At 61.1% G+C, this 21,052-nt stretch carries 22 protein-coding genes; 8 read left to right on the forward strand and 14 right to left on the reverse strand.

Annotated elements, in window-relative coordinates:
• Positions 1–12: 12 nt before the first annotated feature.
• From QMG56_RS00620 to QMG56_RS00645, 6 genes are all read right to left on the reverse strand, one after another.
• Positions 13–708 carry a head GIN domain-containing protein gene (locus QMG56_RS00620; protein WP_281820567.1) on the reverse strand — a complete coding sequence of 232 codons (696 nt, stop codon included), beginning with the start codon at positions 706–708 and terminating at the stop codon, positions 13–15.
• A gap of 55 nt (positions 709–763) precedes the next feature.
• Positions 764–1,504 (reverse strand): head GIN domain-containing protein, encoded by a 741-nt coding sequence (locus tag QMG56_RS00625; protein ID WP_281820569.1) that lies wholly within the window; start codon positions 1,502–1,504, stop codon positions 764–766.
• 145 nt (positions 1,505–1,649) lie between these two features.
• Entirely contained in the window at positions 1,650–2,180 is a 531-nt protein-coding gene (locus tag QMG56_RS00630; RefSeq protein ID WP_230189799.1) for a CarD family transcriptional regulator, read from the reverse strand.
• A gap of 236 nt (positions 2,181–2,416) precedes the next feature.
• A complete protein-coding gene (gene fdxA, locus QMG56_RS00635; protein ID WP_230189800.1) occupies positions 2,417–2,755 on the reverse strand; it encodes a ferredoxin FdxA in 339 nt (112 codons plus the stop codon).
• Between the two features lie 93 nt (positions 2,756–2,848).
• Positions 2,849–3,148, reverse strand: coding sequence for an RNA-binding S4 domain-containing protein (locus QMG56_RS00640; RefSeq protein ID WP_281820570.1), 300 nt, complete (start codon positions 3,146–3,148; stop codon positions 2,849–2,851).
• A complete protein-coding gene (locus QMG56_RS00645) occupies positions 3,141–5,741 on the reverse strand; it encodes a helicase-related protein (protein WP_281820572.1) in 2,601 nt (866 codons plus the stop codon). The genes QMG56_RS00640 and QMG56_RS00645 overlap by 8 nt, the downstream gene beginning before the upstream one ends.
• Positions 5,742–5,943: 202 nt before the next feature.
• Here QMG56_RS00645 and QMG56_RS00650 point away from each other — a divergent pair, with 202 nt between their 5' ends.
• Both QMG56_RS00650 and folP read left to right on the forward strand, forming a co-directional pair.
• Positions 5,944–7,503: a M23 family metallopeptidase gene (locus QMG56_RS00650; RefSeq protein ID WP_281820574.1), complete on the forward strand. Its 1,560-nt coding sequence runs from the start codon at positions 5,944–5,946 to the stop codon at positions 7,501–7,503.
• Between the two features lie 43 nt (positions 7,504–7,546).
• On the forward strand, positions 7,547–8,668 hold the full coding sequence (gene folP, locus QMG56_RS00655) for a dihydropteroate synthase (protein ID WP_281820576.1): 1,122 nt from the start codon (positions 7,547–7,549) through the stop codon (positions 8,666–8,668).
• Here folP and QMG56_RS00660 read toward each other — a convergent pair.
• Genes QMG56_RS00660 through QMG56_RS00670 form a run of 3 tightly spaced genes read right to left on the reverse strand, consistent with a single transcriptional unit; the run spans position 8,665 to position 11,567 of the window.
• Positions 8,665–9,291, reverse strand: coding sequence for a hypothetical protein (locus QMG56_RS00660; RefSeq protein WP_281820578.1), 627 nt, complete (start codon positions 9,289–9,291; stop codon positions 8,665–8,667). The genes folP and QMG56_RS00660 overlap by 4 nt on opposite strands.
• Before the next feature lie 59 nt (positions 9,292–9,350).
• A complete protein-coding gene (locus tag QMG56_RS00665; protein WP_281820580.1) occupies positions 9,351–10,118 on the reverse strand; it encodes an SDR family NAD(P)-dependent oxidoreductase in 768 nt (255 codons plus the stop codon).
• Between the two features lie 33 nt (positions 10,119–10,151).
• Positions 10,152–11,567 (reverse strand): sigma-54 dependent transcriptional regulator, encoded by a 1,416-nt coding sequence (locus QMG56_RS00670; protein ID WP_281820581.1) that lies wholly within the window; start codon positions 11,565–11,567, stop codon positions 10,152–10,154.
• A gap of 178 nt (positions 11,568–11,745) precedes the next feature.
• Here QMG56_RS00670 and QMG56_RS23405 point away from each other — a divergent pair, with 178 nt between their 5' ends.
• The 5 genes from QMG56_RS23405 (at position 11,746) to QMG56_RS00690 (ending at position 15,611) form a co-directional block, all read left to right on the forward strand.
• Positions 11,746–11,871: an aa3-type cytochrome c oxidase subunit IV gene (locus tag QMG56_RS23405; protein ID WP_354958250.1), complete on the forward strand. Its 126-nt coding sequence runs from the start codon at positions 11,746–11,748 to the stop codon at positions 11,869–11,871.
• A 69-nt stretch (positions 11,872–11,940) separates the two neighbouring features.
• Positions 11,941–13,059, forward strand: coding sequence for an NAD(P) transhydrogenase subunit alpha (locus QMG56_RS00675; protein WP_281820583.1), 1,119 nt, complete (start codon positions 11,941–11,943; stop codon positions 13,057–13,059).
• A 75-nt stretch (positions 13,060–13,134) separates the two neighbouring features.
• Positions 13,135–13,419 carry an NAD(P) transhydrogenase subunit alpha gene (locus QMG56_RS00680; protein WP_104952160.1) on the forward strand — a complete coding sequence of 95 codons (285 nt, stop codon included), beginning with the start codon at positions 13,135–13,137 and terminating at the stop codon, positions 13,417–13,419.
• Complete coding sequence (locus QMG56_RS00685) at positions 13,419–14,858, forward strand: NAD(P)(+) transhydrogenase (Re/Si-specific) subunit beta (protein WP_230189809.1); 1,440 nt, start codon at positions 13,419–13,421, stop codon at positions 14,856–14,858. Before QMG56_RS00680 ends, QMG56_RS00685 begins: the two co-directional genes overlap by 1 nt.
• Positions 14,859–14,918: 60 nt before the next feature.
• Positions 14,919–15,611 carry an aspartate/glutamate racemase family protein gene (locus QMG56_RS00690; protein ID WP_281820587.1) on the forward strand — a complete coding sequence of 231 codons (693 nt, stop codon included), beginning with the start codon at positions 14,919–14,921 and terminating at the stop codon, positions 15,609–15,611.
• 8 nt (positions 15,612–15,619) lie between these two features.
• Here the strand turns inward: QMG56_RS00690 and QMG56_RS00695 are convergent, their stop codons facing one another.
• The gene (locus QMG56_RS00695) at positions 15,620–16,012 is read right to left on the reverse strand and encodes a DUF2147 domain-containing protein (protein WP_281820955.1); all 393 of its coding nucleotides are present in this window, start codon (positions 16,010–16,012) and stop codon (positions 15,620–15,622) included.
• A gap of 152 nt (positions 16,013–16,164) precedes the next feature.
• Between QMG56_RS00695 and QMG56_RS00700 the strand changes: the two genes are divergently transcribed.
• Entirely contained in the window at positions 16,165–17,031 is an 867-nt protein-coding gene (locus QMG56_RS00700) for an S-methyl-5'-thioadenosine phosphorylase (RefSeq protein ID WP_281820588.1), read from the forward strand.
• A 3-nt stretch (positions 17,032–17,034) separates the two neighbouring features.
• Here the strand turns inward: QMG56_RS00700 and QMG56_RS00705 are convergent, their stop codons facing one another.
• Genes QMG56_RS00705 through QMG56_RS00720 form a run of 4 tightly spaced genes read right to left on the reverse strand, consistent with a single transcriptional unit; the run spans position 17,035 to position 21,048 of the window.
• Positions 17,035–18,027, reverse strand: a complete 993-nt coding sequence (locus QMG56_RS00705) for a type II secretion system F family protein (protein ID WP_281820589.1) — start codon at positions 18,025–18,027, stop codon at positions 17,035–17,037.
• Between the two features lie 18 nt (positions 18,028–18,045).
• Positions 18,046–19,041 (reverse strand): type II secretion system F family protein, encoded by a 996-nt coding sequence (locus tag QMG56_RS00710; RefSeq protein WP_230189813.1) that lies wholly within the window; start codon positions 19,039–19,041, stop codon positions 18,046–18,048.
• Complete coding sequence (locus QMG56_RS00715) at positions 19,034–20,359, reverse strand: pilus assembly protein CpaE (RefSeq protein WP_281820956.1); 1,326 nt, start codon at positions 20,357–20,359, stop codon at positions 19,034–19,036. The genes QMG56_RS00710 and QMG56_RS00715 overlap by 8 nt, the downstream gene beginning before the upstream one ends.
• The gene (locus QMG56_RS00720; RefSeq protein ID WP_375713606.1) at positions 20,359–21,048 is read right to left on the reverse strand and encodes a CpaD family pilus assembly protein; all 690 of its coding nucleotides are present in this window, start codon (positions 21,046–21,048) and stop codon (positions 20,359–20,361) included. Before QMG56_RS00720 ends, QMG56_RS00715 begins: the two co-directional genes overlap by 1 nt.
• Positions 21,049–21,052 lie beyond the last annotated feature (4 nt).

Consider the following 21,052-nt stretch of genomic DNA (forward strand, 5'->3'; position numbering starts at 1 on the left):
CGGGTTCGATCTTTAGCGTTCTTCGCCTCCGCACAGCACCCGCCCTGCGCCATTGTGTGTGACCTTGCATGCTGCCTTGCCCAGCACTGCGACGTCGCCCGACCCGAATGCGCTGATGTCCGCCGTACCCGATGCGGTTAGCGACAAGGTGCCGGTGCCTTCGTTCACCAGCTTTGCGTCGCGCGCGATCAGGCCTTCCGCCATCAATGCTCCGGGGCCGGACACGCGCATCTCGGCGCGTCCCGCCGTGCCGGTCAGCGTCACTCGCCCGCCGCCGGACAGCAACACGGTCACATCGTCCAGGGCGATCTTGCCGACCGTGATGTCGCCGCCGCCGCCCAACACGATCTCGCCGCGCTGACCCCGCATCCGGTCCACGGTCAGCGATCCGCCGCCAGACAGCGTCACCCGGCGCAGGTCGTCGGTCGACAGCTTCAGGCTGACGGGTCCACCGCCGCCTTTCGTGCCCGATTGTCGCGCTTTCATCCGGATGACGAGCAAATTACCCGACACGCGCATATCGACGCGATCCAGTGCGTCGCGGTCGCCATCGCCTTTGGCGGTAACGCCGGTGCCCGTCGTCACCGTCACGCGGATCGGCGCTTCCACCCTGATGCTGTCGAATCGCGTGATCGTGTATCCCTGCGTTGCGGCAAATGCTGGCATGGCAGCCATAAGCAGGGGCAGGGCGATGGCAATGTGCTTCATGCCAAGCGTTAAAGCCCATGCGGGCCGCTCGATCAATGGTGACGTTGGCGTCGCATCAAGCCGTGCAACGCGCTTCGCCCGATCCCATCGCCTTGATTTTACACTGCGCCTTGCCGCGCACGTCCGCATTGCCCGATCCCATGATGCTCACATTGACCGGGCCGTCGGACGCCAGCTTGACGTTGCCCGAACCCAATATGTCGATCTCGGCTTTGCCCGCTTTCAGCGCGCCAGCATTGATACCGCCCGATCCGGTGGCAGACAGCGTTGCGGAATCGGCAGTCCCTCCAATATTCAGATCGCCCGATCCCGTGGTGTCGACCTTCAGCATCCCCACCTTTGCTTTGCCCAGATCGATATTCCCCGATCCGGTCAGGGACAAAGCGAGCCTTTCGCCGTTCACCGTGTCGACCTTCATATTGCCCGATCCGGTCAGCGATGCGGCGGCCATTGCGGGCATGGTTACGCGGACCGTCGCGCCTTCGTCGTCATTGCTCCACATAATGCCGATCCGGCTTTTCCGACCGACATATAAAGTCCCGTTCTTGACGCCGATCTCCAGCGTTTCCAGCACTTTCGCATCGCCTTCGACCGCCACCTTGTACGCGGGGCCGACGGTCACGATGACGTCGTCCGGGCCTGTCGCTTCCACGCTTGCGAAATCGCGCAGGCTGGACAGATCGCCATTGCCCGCCACAGCACCCGGAATGCCGCTGCTCGGATTGCTGATCGAACAGGCTGTCAGGGCCAGCACGGACGCTGCCAACGCAGCAGAAAGAATGGGGGACTTCGGCATCGTCTGCTCCTGCAACTGTATTGCCTTTATAATACACAAGGTGACATTTGGTTGTAAAGGCAAAATCGCCATGGCGTTGCGCCTCAACGGAAAAGGGCGCCCCAAACGGGACGCCCTCTGCAGTATCGCTAAAGCCGTAAAAGCCTCAGTCGACCTTTTCCTTGTTATACTTCGGTGCAGCCTCGTTGAGGATGAACAGAATTTTCTTGAGCGCGCCGGGTTCATCCGTTTCTTCCATCGCCGCGAGTTCGCGGGCGAGACGGCTGGACGCCGCTTCGAAGATCTGGCGTTCGGAATAGCTCTGCTCGGGCTGATCGTCGGCGCGGAACAGATCGCGCGTCACTTCGGCGATCGACACCAGGTCGCCCGAATTGATCTTCGCTTCATATTCCTGCGCACGGCGCGACCACATGGTGCGCTTGACCTTGGGCTTGCCCTTGAGGGTGTCCATGGCTTCTTCCAGCGTCTTGTTGGAGGACAGCTTGCGCATCCCCACGCCTTCGGCCTTGTTGGTGGGAACGCGCAAAGTCATGCGTTCCTTTTCAAAGCGCAAAACATACAGTTCCAGGTCCATGCCTGCGATCTGCTCTTTCTGCAGCTCTATTACACGGCCAACGCCATGCTTGGGGTAAACAACGTAATCACCGACGTCAAAGGACAGCGCTTTGGCAGCCATTTGGAACCTTTCCATCACAACTGGGAGAAACCGGTGTTGCGTCACCGCATGCAAAAAGGGGGCCTACATGCGGCATTATCCGCAACGTCACCGAAAAATCATGGGACGATTTTACTCCACACGGACGCGAAGGCGCCCGCTGCTCCGTATCATGTAGCAGATTCGTAATAAAATTACCACCCCACGCATCATGTGCATGAGGAAGAGGTTGGTAATGTCGATATGTCGCCGCGAAATCAGTCGCCTGCGCCGGGCTCCGGAGAGAAATATTTGTCGAACTTGCCGTCTTCGCCCTTATGGTCGTCGGCATCCGCCGGCGCATCGCCCTTGGTCGTGATGTTCGGCCATTCGGCGGAAAACTTGGTGTTCAGCTCCAGCCATTTCTCCAGACCGTTTTCGGTATCGGGCAGGATCGCTTCGGCGGGGCATTCAGGCTCGCACACACCACAGTCGATGCATTCGCTGGGATTGATGACCAACATGTTCTCGCCTTCGTAGAAGCAATCCACGGGGCATACTTCGACGCAGTCCATATATTTGCAGCGAATGCATGCGTCGGTCACGACATAGGTCATTGGGGGGGCCTTTTCCTGGGTCCAGTGTCGTCCTGCTATTCCGGCCCTTCGCCTGCGTCAATATGAATGGCGACGATAGCGCGCAGCTTTGTATCAGCCCCCCACAACAATTTCTTCGTAACAGGCCTGTGCTTCGGGCACCGGTCCGCGACGAAAGGGCAGGGCGCTCACGCGCACCACGCGCACCGCTTCTCCAAATGGAAAGGTTATCAGGTCGCCGGGCCGGACGGGTGCATGGGCGCGTTCTATCCGGCGTCCGTTCAGCCTCACATATCCGGTTTCGGCAAGTTTCTGGGCACTGGTGCGACTGCTGGCCAGCCGGACGAACCACAGATATTTGTCGATGCGCAGCGTCGGGCTGGACGCTGCTGTCGTTACTGCCCGCTCAGCCATTGCGCCCCAGCAAGTCGGCGAGACCGGCGAAAGCCGACCCTGCCGATGGGGAAGGCGCAGGCGCCGCCGTGGGCTTCTCCGCCGGGCGCGGTCCGTCTTTCCTGCCGTGCGGTCGGGGTCGCGCAGGCCGCTCGGCGGGGCGTGCCTTTTGCCGCCCACGAAACACCCAGTTCGGCCCGCTCTCTACGGCTTCGATCGGCCGAAACCCGGCCGCGCGCATCAGTTCGAGGAAAGCCGGTTCCAGCAGGCCCAGCGAAACGATACGCGGATCGAGCGCAACGAACGGCTCGCCCTTCGCAATGGTCTCATGCGCGGCGCGGGCCATGCGCTCGGCCATGTCGATGCGCAGATGCTGCGCACCGAACCCCCGGAACCCGGCAATCCGCGCGCCTTCGATGGTATCCGCACCTTCCAGCGCCAGCAGCGTCGCGCCTGCAGGGGGCAGGGGCAGCATCGGCTTTCCGGTCCGCGCCGACATCAAAGCCATCCGCCACAATGCCGCGCCGGGTTTGAGCAGGCCGGGATGGAAAATATCCAGCACACCCACGGTAATGCCGGACTTGCGCAGCGTGTATCGCTGTTCCTTGTCCAGATGCGCGAGGGCCGGGTCGATATCGATGCGGTCGCTCACCCCGCCTGCATCGGCCAGTTGCGCAAACACCGCGCGGATGACCGGTGGCACGGCGGGGTCGATTGCCGCCGCCGCCATTTTGACGAGCGGCAGGACGTTGCGCTCCTGCTGCGCCGTCATCCACGTCGCCAATCGCTCTGCGATTCGCTTGTGCATGTCCGGTCCCAGATCGGTCAGCACGCGGTCCAGCCGGATCTCCGGCGCAATGAACGTCGCCCCCTTGTGCAAGGTCGCGATCTCGATACCGTCCCAGCATATCGTCGGCATCCCCGTCGGGCCGGGGGTAAGCACCAATGCAGCATCGGGTGCCGCCAGTAATTCATCCGCTTTCACGCGCAATATCGCCCCAAGTCGTTTCTCCGCGGCTGCCAGCAACATGCGCCGGTTTTCACCACGTGCAAGGGGATCGACCGAGAAACGGAATCCGTCAAGTCGTCCTATCGCTTCGCCATCGACACTGACTGATCCATCTTGATCCACATCGACGGGCAATAGCGCCATATTCTGCCCCATATCGCGCAAAAGCACCGCGGTACGCCTGTCGACAAAGCGTTGGGTCAGTGCGGCGTGCAGAGCGTCCGAGAGCTTTTCCTCCAGCGCGCGCGTCCGTTCCGCCATTTCGGCGGGATATTCCAGCCAGTCGGGCCGATGCGCGATATAGGACCATGTCCGTGCTGCCGCGATCCGCCCCGATAACGTGGCGATATCGCCCTGCACGGTGTCGAGCCGCGCGATATGCTGCGCGAACCAGTCGCGCGGGATATAGCCCTGACCTTCCGACAGGAACCGCCACAGGCGCGACACCATCCGTGCGTGATGATCCGCGCCCAGTTTCTGGAAATCGGGCAAGCCGCAAGCCGACCACAGCCGTTTCACCTGCTGGCGGTTGCGCGCGCGTTCGATAACCAGCGGATCGTCGGCCATCCGCTTGAGCACCGTGAGGTCGACGGCTTCCGGCGCGGCGCGCAACTGCGGTTTGTCGGGGCGCGCCTCCAGATCGGATATCAATATGTCGAGCGTGTCGCAACGCGGCGCGCCATCGCGCCAGTACAGGAAATCGAGCGGCGGAAACCGATGGGCTTCGATCGCTTCGATCTCTTCAGGCGTGAACGACGCATCGCCCCCTTCGCCGCCCAGCGACCCGAACGTCCCATCGCGATGATGCCGCCCCGCGCGCCCCGCGATTTGCGCCATCTCGGTGATCGAGAGCCTGCGTGTCCGATGCCCGTCAAACTTGCGCAGCGAGGCAAAGGCGACATGTGCTACGTCGAGATTGAGGCCCATGCCGATGGCGTCGGTCGCCACCAGATAATCGACCTGGCCTTCCATGAACATCTTGACCTGCGCATTGCGCGTGCTGGGACTGAGCGCGCCCATCACCACTGCTGCGCCACCGCTGAACCGCCGCAGCATCTCGGCGACGGCATATACTTCCTCAGCGGAGAAGGCGACGATGGCGGATCGCTTGGGCAGGCGCGACAGCTTCTTCGCTCCCGCATAACTCAGGGTCGAAAAGCGCGGCCGGCTGATGATGTCCACGTCCGGCACCAGTTTGCGCACCAGCGGCGCGACGGTCGCCGAACCAAGGATCATCGTCTCTTCCCGCCCGCGCGCCCTTAGCAGGCGGTCGGTGAACACATGCCCGCGCTCCGGGTCGGCGCCCAGTTGCGCCTCGTCCAGCGCCACGAAGGCATAATCCCCATCGACGGGCATCGACTCGGCAGTGCACAGGAAATAGCGCGCCTTGGGGGGGCAGATTTTCTCTTCGCCAGTGATCAGCGCGACGCTCTCGCGCCCCTTGATCGCCACCACCCGATCATAGACTTCGCGCGCCAGCAGACGCAGCGGAAAACCCATCATCCCGCTGGAATGCCCGCACAATCTTTCGACGGCCAGATGGGTTTTGCCAGTGTTCGTCGGGCCAAGCACGGCGGTAACGGCGGATCGTGCGAACTGGACCATGGCCGTATGTCGGGCAAGGACCGGGCCGACGCAAGGGGGGATGCGTGCATAGTGCGCTCGCGGATTATGTTCCCGCCCGTTTGGATCATTGGACGGCGCTAAGGCACCGTTCGCCGCAGAAAGCGGTTTGACGTCCATCCGTTAAATTGACTTTAACCTTATGTGTTCACAAGCGTAATCCCAATGCCGTGGCGCGGGGGCTATGGCAGGAATATGGTCCGGGGGGTTGCCGGTTTTGTTTCAGAAGTCTGAGTTCGGGACTGCCCAGGGTGGCGCTGCGCCATCCTTGTGGCTGGCTGGCGCGATTGCCAATCCCGGCCGTCCCATCGACACCCGCGACTGGCGCGCCCGCCTGAAGGATTGGGCGGAAGACGTCGAGCTCGTCCCCGATCTGGGCCAGCGCGTTGGCAGCCTGACATGGTTCCGCGGCCTCGCGACCTGCACGGCGCTATGTGCGTCCGCCATCGCTCTCTCCCCCGGTTTCAATCCCATTCCCGGCACGAGCGAACCCGTCATGGACGCGCGGCAGTTCGACGAAGTGCGCAGCCAGATGATCACGCCGCTTGCGCTGGGCGCGGACAGCGGCCGCCATATGGGCGCGACCGATGCGGTTTCCTCGCTCAAGGAAACGCCGGAACGCCCGCAAGTGGAACTCACCGCACAAATCGGCAATGGCGACAGCTTCGCCCGCGCCTTATCGCGCGCAGGGGTCAGCAGCGCCGACGCGGGTCGGGTTATCGGTCTCACCGGTCTCGATCTGCGCGGCGATGCGCTGAAGCCTGGCACTCGGCTGGACATCGTTCTGGGTCGTCGCATCAGCCGTTCGGTGCCCCGTCCGCTCGAAAGCCTCTCCTTCCGCGCGCGACTGGATCTCGCGATTGACGTAACGCGCGTGAATGGCGCGTTGCAGGCAAAGCGCATTCCCATCCGCGTCGACGACACGCCCTTGCGCATTCAGGGGACGGTTGGCGAAAGCCTCTATCGCTCCGCCCGCGCGGCCGGTGCACCGCCCAAGGCTGTCCAGTCGTTTCTGCGTACCTTGATGCAGCAGATTTCGATCGGCTCCATCGGCGCCAACGATCGCTACGACATTATCGTCGCCCATCGCCGCGCCGAAACCGGCGACGTGGAAGTCGGCGACTTGCTCTACGCCGGCCTGAAACGGGCGCGGGGCAAGGATATCGACATGCTCAAATGGACCACCGGCGGTCGCACCGAATGGTTCGAGGCATCGGGCGTCGGCGAACGTCGCGGCGTATTGGCGCAACCGGTATCGGGACGCATGACATCGGGATACGGTATGCGCCGTCACCCGATCCTCGGCTTTACCCGGATGCACGCAGGTATCGACTTTGCCGCCGCCTATGGCTCTCCGATCTACGCGGCGACCGACGGCGTGGTCGCCTTTGCCGGGCGTCATGGCGGCCATGGCAATTATGTGAAGCTCTCGCATGGCGGCGGTCTGGCCACGGGCTATGCGCATATGAGCCGGATCGCGGCCTATCCCGGTCAGCGCGTCCGGCGCGGTCAGGTGATCGGCTATGTCGGGTCCAGCGGCCTTTCGACTGGCCCGCATCTCCACTACGAACTCTATCGCAATGGCCAGACCGTAAACCCGTCCTCGGTCAGCTTCACCACGACGTCGCAACTGGCGGGTCGCGATCTGGCCGCGTTCCGCGCGCGCCTTGCTGCGCTCAAGTCGATCAGAGTCGGGGCAGCAGTTCAGACCGCGCAAATCGCCGGGACTGCCAAAGGCAAATAATCGCGCTTTCCTACGCCCGCCAGATCGCATTAATGCGGGACATATGATCCAGTCCGCCATTCCCGCCGATGCCCGCCTGACCCTGCGCCCCGTCGCATTCGTCGATACGCCTGTCGGGCTGGATGGTCGCACCGCCCGCATCGGCGACAGCATGCTGTGGTTTCAGGCCTACGAAGCTGTCGCGATCCACAATGGCGTGCGCGTATTTCGCGATACGATTCCCGTCGAGCATTTCCCCGACTGGATAGCCGGTCTGCCAGACCCCCTGGCCGAACGCGCGACAATGCTGGTCGCCAACATCGCCGCCCCACGGCCCGCGCTGCAACTGGGCGAGCGCACCATCCGCCTCGATCTGCCGCAGGTTATGGGCATATTGAACCTTACGCCGGACAGTTTTTCGGACGGCGGCAAGCATGTCGGAGATGTGCAGGGGGCAGCCGACTCCGGTTTCGCCATGACCGTGGCGGGGGCTGCGCTGGTCGATGTCGGTGGCGAATCGACTCGTCCGGGCGCGGAGAAAGTCTGGGAAGGCGATGAAATCACCCGCGTGGTGCCGGTCATCGAGCGGCTTGCGGCCTCCGGCGTGCCGGTATCGATTGACACGCGCAAGGCATCGGTAATGGAAGCGGCGCTTGGTGCTGGTGCCACAATAGTAAATGATATCAGTGCCTTACTCCACGATCCCCGCAGCATGGATGTGGTGGCCCGCGCCGGCTGTCCAGTGATCCTCATGCATGCGCCTTCGACCGGCGACGATCCCCACGCGAATCGCAGCGGCTATGGCGATGTCGCGACCGATGTGTTCGACTGGCTGGAGGCGCGCATTGCCGCCTGCGAAGCCGCAGGCATTGCGAGAGCCAAGATCATCGTCGATCCCGGTCTAGGATTCGGCAAATCACTGGCCGATAATCTGGCGCTGGTGAATCGGCTCGCGCTCTTCACCGGGCTGGGCGTTCCGCTGTTGTTCGGGGGAAGTCGCAAGCGTCTTATCGGTGCCCTGTCTAACGAAGCACCTGCCGCACAAAGGCTCGGCGGGTCCGTGGCGTTGGCCAGTCGCGCCGTGGATCTGGGTGCCCAGATGGTGCGCGTGCATGATGTGCCGGAAACCGTTCAGGCGCTACACCTCTGGCGTGGCCTGCGCGACGCGGCGCTTGTCGCGCCTTAACTGGCGGCGTTACTCGCGGCAGCAGGGGCCGCTTCGGCAGGCGGCGTGACCGCGGCATCGAACACCCGCAGGCTGTCCAACGTGCGCTGGCCGATGGCCTGATACTGCTCGCTCAGCATTTCGGGATAGACGAAGGTCGCGGTGACCAGCGACCCATCCTTCTTGCGGACCATACGAACGGCCACGCTATTGCCTTCGCCATCGTTCGCAGTGCCGCGATATTCGTTCTCACCGACGAAATCGCCATCGACAGCTTCGGACTGGTCGTTCATCGCTTCGACGATCTGCCGCAAATCCTGATCATTGCTATTGGCCGACCAGAAAACCCGCACGTCCGCGCCTGCGCCCGGATCTTCCGACACCACGCCCTCGGCCGTCGACGTCTGCGTATTGCGCACCCAGCCTTCGGGCAATGTGATTGAAAAGCCACGCGGCGTATTGACGTAGTTGCGATTCTCTAACGCCACCGCATCGGAAGCGCCGGACTTTTTCGCTGCTTCGTCCGCAGCGGCCTTCGCATCCGCCGCCAGTTGCTCGCTGTTGGGAACTTCGGAAACCGACTCCTGCCGTCCGCATGCGGTGACGAGGAGCAACAGGGCGAGGCTGGCAAGACGCGTTTTCATGGCGATAGCCAAAGCATAGTGCGTCCGTTAATTCAACCGAAGAGCGCCCGATGGCCCCTTCAAAGCTGATAACCGCCGTCACTGACCAGCACCGATCCGGTCATGGTCGCTGCCTCGTCCGACAGCAGGAAAGCGATCTGCGCAGCGGTCTCCTTCGCCGTGGCAAAGCGGCCCAGCGGCGTTGCATCGCCCATCGCCGCAAACGCTTCCTCGATCCCGCCGCGCCGCTCGGCAAGGTCGGTAAAGAACGGCGCCTGCTCCCAGATCGGCGTGCGCACGCCACCCGGTGCGATGGCATTCACGCGGATACGCCGCGCTGCGCCTTCCTTCGCCGCCACGCGCATCAGATGCAACGCGCCTGCCTTCGATGCAGCATAGGCGGCGGTTCCCGGCTCCGCCTTGATGCCCGCAACGGACGCTGTGACGACGATGGCACCCGGCCCCTTCATCGCCTGAAACAGTGCCTGCAACGTCAGGAACACGCCGTCCAGATTGACCGACATCACCCGCCGCCAGTCGGCAAAGTCCATGTCGTCTATCGCGCCAGTGTCGGCGATGCCTGCATTGGCCAGTCCCAAAGTGATGTTTTCGAGTGTCGACTTATTTGCTGCCCAGAACGCCGGATCGGCCACATCGCCGTCCAGACAATCGATTGTCAGCTTCTTGCGGGCCAGTCCTTCTGTAACAGTTTTTAGCGTGTCGGCTTTTACGTCGCACAGGATCAGCCGGTCGACACCTTCGTCCGCCAGTCGCTGTGCGCTCGCCAGCCCGATTCCCGAAGCGGCACCCGTGATAAGCGCGCTGTGACCTTTGAAACGTCCCGACATTCTGCTCTCCTGACGGGGCAGTCATGGGCCATGTCAGGCTGCGCTGTCGATCCCCAATTCGGCGAGCTTGCGGTAGAGCGTGGAGCGCCCGATCCCCAGCCGACGCGCCACTTCGCTCATCCGGCCACGGTAATGGCCGATGGCCAGCCGTACCACGTCGGCTTCGATCTCCGCCAGTTGACGGATATGCCCATCGGGTTCGAACAAGGTGATACCTGCTGCCTCACCATGGCTAGCCTGTGCCGGTTGGGCGTTGCCACTGCTCTGCCGTGCAACGATCTGCGCGGAGATTTGCGGAAAATCCTGCGGCGTCAGCGCATCTCCTTCGCACAGCACTGCCGCGCGAAACAGGGCGTTCTGGAGTTGCCGGACATTGCCCGGCCACTCGTGCCGCATTAGCAATGCGACGGCTTCGCCTGTGATGCCCAGACTGCGCAAACCCGGCTGCGCCGCAATCCGCGCAAGCAGATGGCGGGAGAGAGCGGGAATGTCTCCGGACCGTTCGCGCAGCGGCGGAATGGTCAACTGAACGACGTTCAGACGATAATAAAGGTCTTCGCGAAAGCGCCCGGCTTCCACTTCGTCGATCAGGCGGCGGTTGGTCGCGGCGATGACGCGGACATCCACATGGATCGGCATGCGTGCACCAAGCGGCTGAACTTCGCCATCCTGCAGGACACGCAGCAGCTTTACCTGCGCCTCGAGCGGGAGTTCGCTGACTTCGTCCAGAAAGATAGTGCCCATATCGGCATCGAGGAAACGCCCCGATTGGCGATCGAACGCCCCGGTGAATGCGCCACGCTCATGCCCGAACAGTTCGGATTCGACGAGATTCGCGGGAATCGCGCCGCAGTTCACGGCAACCATCCGCTGTTTGAAACGTGGCGATGCCGCATGGATCGCACGCGCGATCACATCCTTGCCGACGCCACTCTCGCCTTCGATCAGCACGGGAATGCGCGCCCGTGCCGCTTTCGCCGCCACGGCGAGCGCAGCCCGGAATTGTGGAGCAGAGCCTACAATCTCTTCGAATGCGAGGGGCGCGGAGATTTTCTCCGTCAGGGGACGCAGTTCGCGGCTGTCAGGTGTTGCGCTCAAGGTCGCGTTGAGCGCAGCGAGTAATTGGTCAGGCGCAATCGGCTTGGACAGATAGTCGGTGGCGCCCGCACGCATCGCCTGCACGGCGACCGCTACACTGTTATGTGCCGTGACAATCAGGATCGGCAGGGAAGGGCGTTGCGCCCGGATGTCACGAACCAGATCGGTCGGGTCGAAATCCGGGCTCCACTGGTCGATCAGCACTGCGTCGAGCCGCAACCCATCCTGCGTACCCAACGTGGCCAGCGCAGTTTCCCCGTCATTGGCAAACAGCGTACGCCATCCCGCGCGCGCAGCCAGCGCGGACACAAGCCGCCGCTGAGCAGGCTCATCATCGATAAGCAGCAGCATGGGCGTTTCGTCCCGCAAACTTCTTCCCCCTAACTTCTGACAGGAGGACGATTCTACGAGGTTGCGGTAAAGACCCGATTAAGCCTGACACATAATTCTTTGGGGCATGGCAGGGTTGAGGGCGCAGAGTGTTGTCGATAAGGAGAATGTCGAAACGCTCAACATCGAAGGAAATGCAATGGCCTCTCAGCAAAATATCAAGAGTGCAGAAAAGACGTACGAAAGCTTTCTGAATTTCATGAAATGGGGCACTATCGTGAGCGTCGGTCTTGGGGCGCTAGTCGTTATCCTGATCTCTAGCTGAACGGCCAGGATCGTAAATTGAGCTGAAAGTCCGGTCGAGGTCAGTCCGGAGCAGCGCGGGGGGATGCAGTTGAAAATAGTCATCGTGAAGGAATTGGCGGCGGGGGAACGGCGTGTCGCCGGTACGCCCGAAACCGTGAAGAAGTTCATCGCTTTGGGCGCTGAAGTAGCCGTCGAAGCCGGTGCTGGCGTGACTGCATCGATTGGCGACGAGGCTTATGCCGCTGCCGGGGCAACCGTTGCCGATCGTGCCACCGCAGTTGCCGGAGCGGACATCGTCCTGGCCGTTCAGGCACCTCCAGCGGACACGCTGACGGGCGCGAAACCTGGCGCATGGATCGCTGCCAGCTTCAATCCCTTCGGCGATCGGGCGCGCGTCAACACTTATGCGTCGGCGGGCCTTGAAGCGCTGGCCATGGAATTCATGCCGCGCATCACCCGCGCGCAGTCGATGGACATTCTGTCGTCGCAATCGAACGTATCGGGTTATAAGGCAGTACTCGACGCCGCCGCCGAATATGATCGCGTCTTCCCGATGATGATGACTGCGGCTGGCACGGTCTCCGCCGCGCGCGTCTTCGTGATGGGTGTGGGCGTCGCGGGCCTGCAAGCCATTGCAACGGCCCGCCGCCTTGGCGCGCAGGTGTCGGCAACCGACGTGCGCTCCGCGACCAAAGAGCAGATCGAAAGCCTTGGCGCAAAGGCGGTGTTCGTCGAGAACGTCAAAGGCATCGAAGGCGAAGGATCGGGCGGCTATGCCACCGAAATGTCCGACGAATATAAGGCCGCACAGGCCGAACTGGTCTCCTCGCATATCGCCAAGCAGGACATCGTCATCACCACCGCGCTGATCCCCGGACGCCCTGCGCCACGCCTCATCAGCGACGCGCAGATCGCCAGCATGAAGCCGGGCAGCGTGATCGTTGATCTCGCCGTCGAAGCAGGCGGCAATGTCGAAGGCGCTGTCGCGGGCGAAGTCGTTGTCAAGCATGGCGTCAAGATCGTCGGCAATCGCAACGTTCCGTCCCGCGTCGCGGCGGACACATCCGCTTTGTTCTCGCGCAACCTCTACAATTTCCTGTCCGCCTTCTGGGACAAGGAAAAGAACGCGCCGGTGCTGGATGAGGAAATCGGCAACGCTATCCGTCTGACGCAGGGCGGCAAGGTTGTGAACGAGCGGTTGCTCTAAGAATAATCCGGAGCCCGGATATCAGCCGGGTTGCGCTAAGCCGCTGTGCGCAGGGGCGAGCCAAGGGGGCCAAAAATGGACTTCGTATCAATATTATCCATCTTCGTGATGGCCTGTTTCGTGGGCTATTATGTGGTGTGGTCGGTGACGCCCGCGCTGCATACGCCTTTGATGGCGGTTACCAACGCTATCTCGTCCGTCATCATCGTCGGCGCGCTGGTCGCATCGGCTGAGGCCGGTAGCGCCGCGGCCAAGTATCTCGGCCTCCTCGCGGTGGTATTCGCGTCGGTCAACATATTCGGCGGCTTTGCCGTGACCGAGCGTATGTTGGCCATGTACAAGAAGAAGGAGCGCAAGTGATGCACGAAGCGGTCACATCCGTTCCCCCATTCGTCGCGCTGGCCTATCTGGTCGCAGGCGTTCTGTTCATCCTCGCCTTGCGCGGCCTTTCCAGCCCCGCGACCAGCCGCACCGGCAACCGTTTCGGCATGGCTGGCATGGCAATCGCCGTGGCCACCACGCTTTATACCCATGATCTGACCAGCCTGCCCGAAATCGTCGGTGCCATCGCCATCGGCGGGGTCATCGGCTTCATCACCGCACGCAAGATCGCGATGACGGACATGCCGCAGCTTGTGGCCGCGTTCCACTCACTCGTCGGTTTAGCGGCAGTATTGGTGGGTGCAGCGGCCTATCTCAATCCCGCAGCGTTCGGCATTCTCGATACGGTGACGAACGAGATCCACAATGCCAGCCGCATCGAGCTTGGTCTGGGTGTCGCCATCGGTGCGATTACCTTCTCCGGTTCGGTCATCGCGTTCCTGAAGCTGAACGGCAATATGTCGGGCAAGCCGATCATGCTGCCGGGGCGTCATGCCATCAATCTGGGTACGCTCGCAGCGATCCTTGGCCTCATCGCCTGGTTCTACGTCATGGCTGCGCCTAGCTTGGTCGCGCCCTGGTTGTTCTGGACAGTCATCGGCCTCAGCTTTGCCATCGGCTTCCTGCTGATCATCCCGATCGGCGGCGCGGATATGCCGGTCGTCGTTTCGATGCTCAACAGCTATTCGGGCTGGGCCGCCGCCGCGATGGGCTTCACGCTGGGTAACAGCGCGATGATCATCACCGGTGCACTGGTGGGCTCCTCCGGTGCGATCCTGTCATACATCATGTGCAAAGCCATGAATCGCAGCTTCATCAGCGTGATCGCCGGCGGCTTCGGCGCAGATGCCGGTCCTGCCGGGGCCGGTGGTGCGGTCATTGACCGCCCCTACAAGCGCGGTTCCGCCGAAGATGCTGCGTTCCTGATGAAGCAGGCCGAAAGCGTCATCATCGTGCCGGGTTACGGCATGGCGGTGTCCCAGGCACAGCATGCGTTGCGCGAAATGGGCGACTTGCTCAAAAAGGAAGGCATCAGCGTCAAATATGCGATCCATCCGGTCGCAGGGCGTATGCCGGGCCACATGAACGTGCTGCTGGCTGAAGCCAATGTCGGCTATGATGATGTGTTCGAGCTGGAAGACATCAACGGCGAATTTGGCCAATGCGATGTCGCCTTCGTCATCGGCGCGAACGATGTGACCAACCCTGCAGCTAAGACCGACAAGACATCGCCCATTTATGGCATGCCCATCCTCGATGTTGCCAATGCCAAGTCGGTGCTGTTCGTGAAGCGATCAATGGGCGGCGCGGGCTATGCCGGTGTCGATAACGAAGTCTTCTATATGGACAACACCATGATGCTCCTCGCTGATGCGAAGAAGATGGTGGAAGAAATCGTCAAGGGGCTTGCCCACTAAGCGGTCCATCCCCTAACCGTCCGTATCTTTTGCAGACGGTTAGGGTGAGGACGGCAGGCAATGCGTAAAATCGGTTTGATCGGCGGCCTAAGCTGGACGTCCACGGCGCGCTATTACCAGATTATCAACGAAATGGTCGCGCGCGCAAAGGGTGGATTACACAGCGCGCCGATCCTCATAGAGAGCCTGGATTTTGCTGATGTCGCCCGCTGTACCAGCGCAGACGATTGGGATTGCGCATCCGGCCATTTGATCGGGGCGGCGAAGCGGCTGCAGCAGGCCGGAGCAGAGGCGCTGCTTATCTGCGCCAATTCCATGCACAAAGTGTTTGAGGCGGTGGAATCTTCGGTCGACGTTCCGATCATCCATATCGCAGAAGTCGTGGGTGACAAAATGCAGGCCGACGGCATCAAATCCGCGGCCTTGGTCGGCACCCGCAACGTGATGACCGAAAAATTCTATCGTCAGCGCCTCGTGTCGCGTGGCGTATCGTTGTTGCCGCCTGACATGGGCCTTGCCGATCGGATCGACCGGATCGTGTATGAGGAACTGGTGCTCGGTAAAGCCACGCGCGAATCCGAACGCTTCATGAAATCGGAACTCACCGACATCGCCAAGGAGCAGGTTCAGGCCGTTGTGCTCGCCTGCACCGAGCTGGAAATGATCGTCGATGTCAAAGCGAACGTCTTGCCGATTTATGACTGCACCACCATCCATGCGAAAGCAGGCGCGGCGTTTATTCTCGCAGAATAGGCCGAAGGCTATCGCGCTACCGTCCATGTCTGCGTTTTGCAGAAAAATGCGATGCACCCCTGCACCTTGAGCGTTCCATTGGCATTGCGCGTCAGCTTCGATGCGTAGGTCTTGCCGGACTGCGGATCGTAGATCTGGCCTTTCCAGAGGTCGCCTGCATCGTTGAAATCGGTAAGGATCGTCAGCCCTTCGATCGAGCGACTGCGAAGCTTCTTATCGGGGTTATAGGCGTCATTCTGAGGAGCGCCGGGTGTCGGCTTTACGACCTTGCTGATGCGTCCGCACACCGCTTTGCCGCACGGGCCGATCTGCACGATGGCCTTGCCATCTTCGGTAAACCAGCGTCCGGATATCGGCTGCGCAGCCTGGGCAATTGAAATCCAGCCTCCAGCCAAAACCATCAGCGCTATGCGTAAAGGGCTCGATTTCAAACTGCGCTCCTATTTTGTAGATTATCGTTGTCATAAAGCTGCCATCCGATCACGGCTAGACACAGTAAACGGAAACGCGATGGACCGAATGGCCTGCGCGGAACACGGGGGGCGTAAAAACTATGGGCGAATGGACAATCGGCATCATTGGCGGCTCCGGCCTTTACCGCATTGAGGGACTGGAGGATGCGCATTGGGTGGCAGTCACTACGCCATGGGGAAAACCATCCGACGAGTTTCTGGTCGGCCATATTGAGGGGGTTCGCTGCGTCTTTCTACCGCGCCATGGTCGGGGACATTATCTGGGGCCGAGCGACCTGAACTCCCGCGCGAATATCGACGCGATGAAGCGGCTGGGGGTGACCGACATTCTGTCCATTTCCGCTGTAGGTTCGCTCCGTGAAGAACTGCCACCCGGGCATTTCGTAATAGCCGATCAGTTTATTGACCGAACCTTTGGGCGAGCAAAAAGCTTTTTCGGCAAGGGGTTGGTCGCCCATGTTTCCCTCGCGGATCCAGTATGCCCGCGTCTATCCGATCTGGCCGCGCAAGCCGCGCGCGCTGCCAAGGCACCGACGACCCTTGGCGCGACTTACCTGGCAATGGAAGGACCGCAATTTTCCACACGGGCGGAAAGTGCTTTGTACCGGCAGTGGGATTGCGATGTAATCGGCATGACCGCCATGCCCGAAGCCAAACTCGCGCGCGAAGCAGAACTGCCTTACGCGCTTGTCGGGATGGTAACGGATTATGACTGCTGGCGAACCGAGGAAGCAGGCGTTGAAGTGACCGACGTTCTGCGCGTTCTCAACGACAATGCCGCACTTGCCAGGCGATTGGTGCTGGAGTTTATCGCGCTGTTGCCGTCCGAACGTACGGCTTCACCGATCGACACGTGCCTGGATCATGCTCTTATCACCGCGCAAGAAGCACGCGACCCCGAAACGGTCGCACGGCTGGATGCCGTCGCAGGGCGACTGCTACGGTAATCTTTAGAACGCCGTAGAGATCGAGCAGGCAGCCGGGCCGAGAATAACGACGAACAGCGTCGGAAGGATGAACAGGATCAGCGGCACGGTCATGATCGCAGGCAGACGTGCTGCCTTTTCTTCCGCGCGCATCATACGCTCGTTACGAAATTCGGCTGACAGAACGCGCAGGGCCGACGCAAGCGGCGTACCGTATTTCTCGGTCTGGATCATGGTCGTGACGACGCCTTTGACTGCATCCAGCTTGACGCGCGTTGCCAGATTTTCGAAGGCGTGACGGCGTTCGGTCAAAAAACTCAGCTCGATGGCGGTAAGCTGAAACTCATCGCCCAACTCAGGATAGGCTTTGCCCAGTTCCCTGGCAACACGGCTGAATGCGGCATCAACGGTTAGACCCGCTTCCGCGCAAATCACCAGAAGATCGAGCGCGTCGGGCAGGCCTTTACGGATTTCCGTCGCACGCTTGGAGACCTTGTTGTCGATGAATATGTCCGGAGCCTTGTAGGCGAGGATCAGCAATACCGCAAAGCAACCGAAGCGCTTCATCGGACCCCAATCGGGTTCTCCACCCAGCACATAGAGCCACAGGCCAACGGCAATACCCACGACGATGGGCACAATCATGCGGCCGAAAATGATCGCGACGGCCCAATCCTTCGACCGGATGCCTGCCTGCGCCAGTTTGATCTGCGCCTCTTTCAACTGGTCTTCCTGCAGAACTTTCAGGCTCGACAGGAACGACCGCATATTATCGGTCGTCTGGTTCTTTTGAACCAGCTTGGCACGACGCTTCGTGGTCGAGGCCGTAATGCCCGCCTTTAGTTGTTCGCGGCGTTCGTTCAGAACCTTGACGCGCTTGGCCATCGGGTCGCGCACCGTCATAACGGTATACAGTACGAACATCATGGCCAGCGTCGCCATTGCGGCGAGCAGCGTTCCCAGATCGGTGGCAGTCAACCCGAACAATGTGGCTCCGGGCGGCGTTGCGGCTTGCATGTCGTCGTGCCTCCCTTGTCAGATTTCGAAGTTGATCATTTGCGACATGATGAACACGCCAATGCTCATCCAGCCCATGCCACCAAGGCCAATAAGCTGCATGAGGCTGAGGCCCATCAAGCCCGTGGGATCGCCATTGAAGAACGGCGCCATATAATCATAGTTGATGTATGTAATCAGGCCGAACACAATGAATGGCAGCGATCCGATAATATAGGCCGAAGCCTTGGATTCCGACGACATCGCCTTGATCTTGAGCTTCATTTGCGCGCGCTGACGCAGCACCGTGGCAAGATTGGACAGTGTTTCGGCCAAGTTACCGCCCGTCTCACGCTGGATTGCCAATGTGATGACGAAGAACTGGAACTCCGCCGTGCCAAGGCGGTCTGCTGTTTCCTGCAATGACACGTCCATGGTCTTGCCGATTTTCATCCGCTCGTTGATGAGCTTGAATTCCTCACCCACCGGTCCGGGCACTTCGCTCGCCACGATGCTCATCGTTTCGCTGATCGGCAGGCCGGAACGCAGCCCGCGCACCAGCAATTCCAGTGCATCCGGAAAATTCTTCGTAAATTTGCCGATGCGTTTGGCGATCAATTTGCCCGTGAACCAATAGGGCAGACCCAAACCAGCGGCCAGCCCGACGAACAACGCAAAAAGCAGCGAGTTGTCCCGCAGAACCATGATGGCGGTTATCGTAACGAATATGCCCGCGCTTACAGCCATATAATGGCTGAGCGTCCATTTCTTGCCGGTCATTCGGATACGTTTGGCCAGGTTTTCCGGATTGGGAATCAGCGACACCAACAACTTCATGTCGTCGGTCGTGCGGTTGGAAATGGCTTTCCGCATCCGCGCTTCAAGAATAGCATCCGGAGAGTCGGCATGCCGCCCCCGGATCAAGGCCAGCCGCCGCTGCCGCGCTTTATCCGGCGAAGGGCCGGACAACGCGAATGCCAATATGCCCACCAGGCTCATGGCCAGCACTATCAGCAGGATCAATTGGCTATCCATCGTACATCTGTCCCGTCATGCCGGTTCCGAACGCGCGGCGTAATACGGCGGCTTTCTTGTCTTTTCTGGCAGGCATCTTCGATCGGAAGTCGGTAAATTTACCCATGAGCGAGCTGCCCTTGGGCTTGGACTTGGCTGCGCCAGCTTCGTCCAGAACGCCCAGTGCTTCCTCCAGTAACTGGGTCAGGCCGAGGCCCGTCTTGCTGCCCTTGGCGACTTCGGCGAGCGTCTTGCCCAGCTTGGCCGCTTGCGCGGCGAGGCGGGCGTCGAAGGGCACGATGATATCCACCTTGCGCTCGATCGATTGCTCGAAGTCCTTGCGGCTGATTTCCAGTGCCGTGGGATGTACCCGGTTGGCGACCACGATGACGCGCGATTGGGGCGCGTTGCTTTTCAGCCAGGACAATATCCGGATCGAGTCGCGCGCGGCGGCCAGCGTCATCTCGGTGACGACGATGGTGACGTTGGCATCTGAAATCAGATGGGGGTGTGCAATGAGCATGGCGCGCGGCAAATCGACCACGCTGCATTCGAACGCTGTGCGGAATTCGTCCAGTAGCTGGTGATAGGCGCCCCCATCGGTCATCATCGGCTGGCTGATCGGCGCTTCGGCGGAAAGGATCGCCAGACGATCGCTTGCCCGCACCATTGCACGCTCGATGAACAGGCCGTCGATGCGTCCGGGATTTTCGATTGCATCCGTCAGACCACGACCGGGCTCCAGATCCATGGCGAGCGCACCCGTGCCGAAATGCACGTCGAGATCCAGCAGAGCCGTCGTCCGCTTGCTCTTTTCGCTAAAGAGCCAAGCAAGCGACGTTGCGATGGTGGAGGCGCCGGCGCCGCCGCGGGTGCCGATGATGGCCGCCGACAGATGCGGACGTTCCGTGGATGCATCGGTGCGGGGTGCCATGAAAACGGCCTGTGCCTGCGTGATCGTGTCCCGCAGATGGTCCGCGTTCAGCGGCTTGAGCAGGTAATCCTGTATGCCGCTTGCCACCAGGTCGCGGTACAGCCGAACATCGTTCACCTGGCCCGCAGCAATCACGACCGTACCCGGCTCGCATACTTCGGCAAGACCGTTGATGTCGTTAAGCGGATCGCCGCTTTCCGAAAGGTCCACGAACAGAATCTGGGGACTCGCGCTGATCGACAGCGACTGGACCGCATTACGCAGTCCGCCCTTGTTCACCTTTTCCGGTGGCCATCCCATTTCGATGCACACGCTGCGAATGACATCGAAGCTATGATCGTCGCAGGTAAATGCCTGGAACGGGTCACGCGCGGCGGACCCTGCGCCTTTCCACGGTGCGTTCATCATTTGCCCCCTGCGGTAATGGTCTTGAGGTCGCCAGAACCTGTCGGAGGTTTCTCACGATAGGTTTTGATCGCACGATCCGAAGTGGCTGTGCGCAAGTCGCTCTGGGTTGTTTGGCCGCGCACCAGATCTTCCGGATTGGCGACCATGGCAGCAAGGTTGGCGTTGATACCGCAGCCAAAGTTGCGCGACGTGCTGCCGACGCCGTTGCTCTCGGCGGTATCGCGCCAATCGGGGCAGCCCGGTACACTTGCCGACGCGCGGCGGACGATCAGACGGACCGATCCTGCCGGCGCATCGCCGACGGCAATCGCGGCATCCTCTTCGATAAGCAGTCCATGGCGTCCGATGACGTTGGCGATCCCGTCGCGCACGCCGTGGCCATAATAGCTTGCGTCGGATGCGACCGAAATGCGGTCACCATAGCCAATACCGATCGAACCCAACCAGCCTTCCAGCCGATTGGTTTCGCTGGGCGAGAGAGAGCCATTGCTGTCGACCTGTACGTCATACGCATAGTTGGTGTAGCTCACGACCGGCTGATGCACAGATTGCAGGCCCCGGTTGAAGCTGGTGTCGCTTCCGCCGCATGCTGCCAGAGGCAGTAACGCCATGCCAATCAGAGCAGAGCGGAGCAGCGTCGCCGGGCGGCTGTGAAGCGAGGTCCGTTGAGCGGAATATCGTACCATTTTA

Source organism: Sphingobium sp. BS19 (assembly GCF_027925545.1).
In the GTDB taxonomy this organism is placed as follows: Bacteria; Pseudomonadota; Alphaproteobacteria; order Sphingomonadales; family Sphingomonadaceae; genus Sphingobium.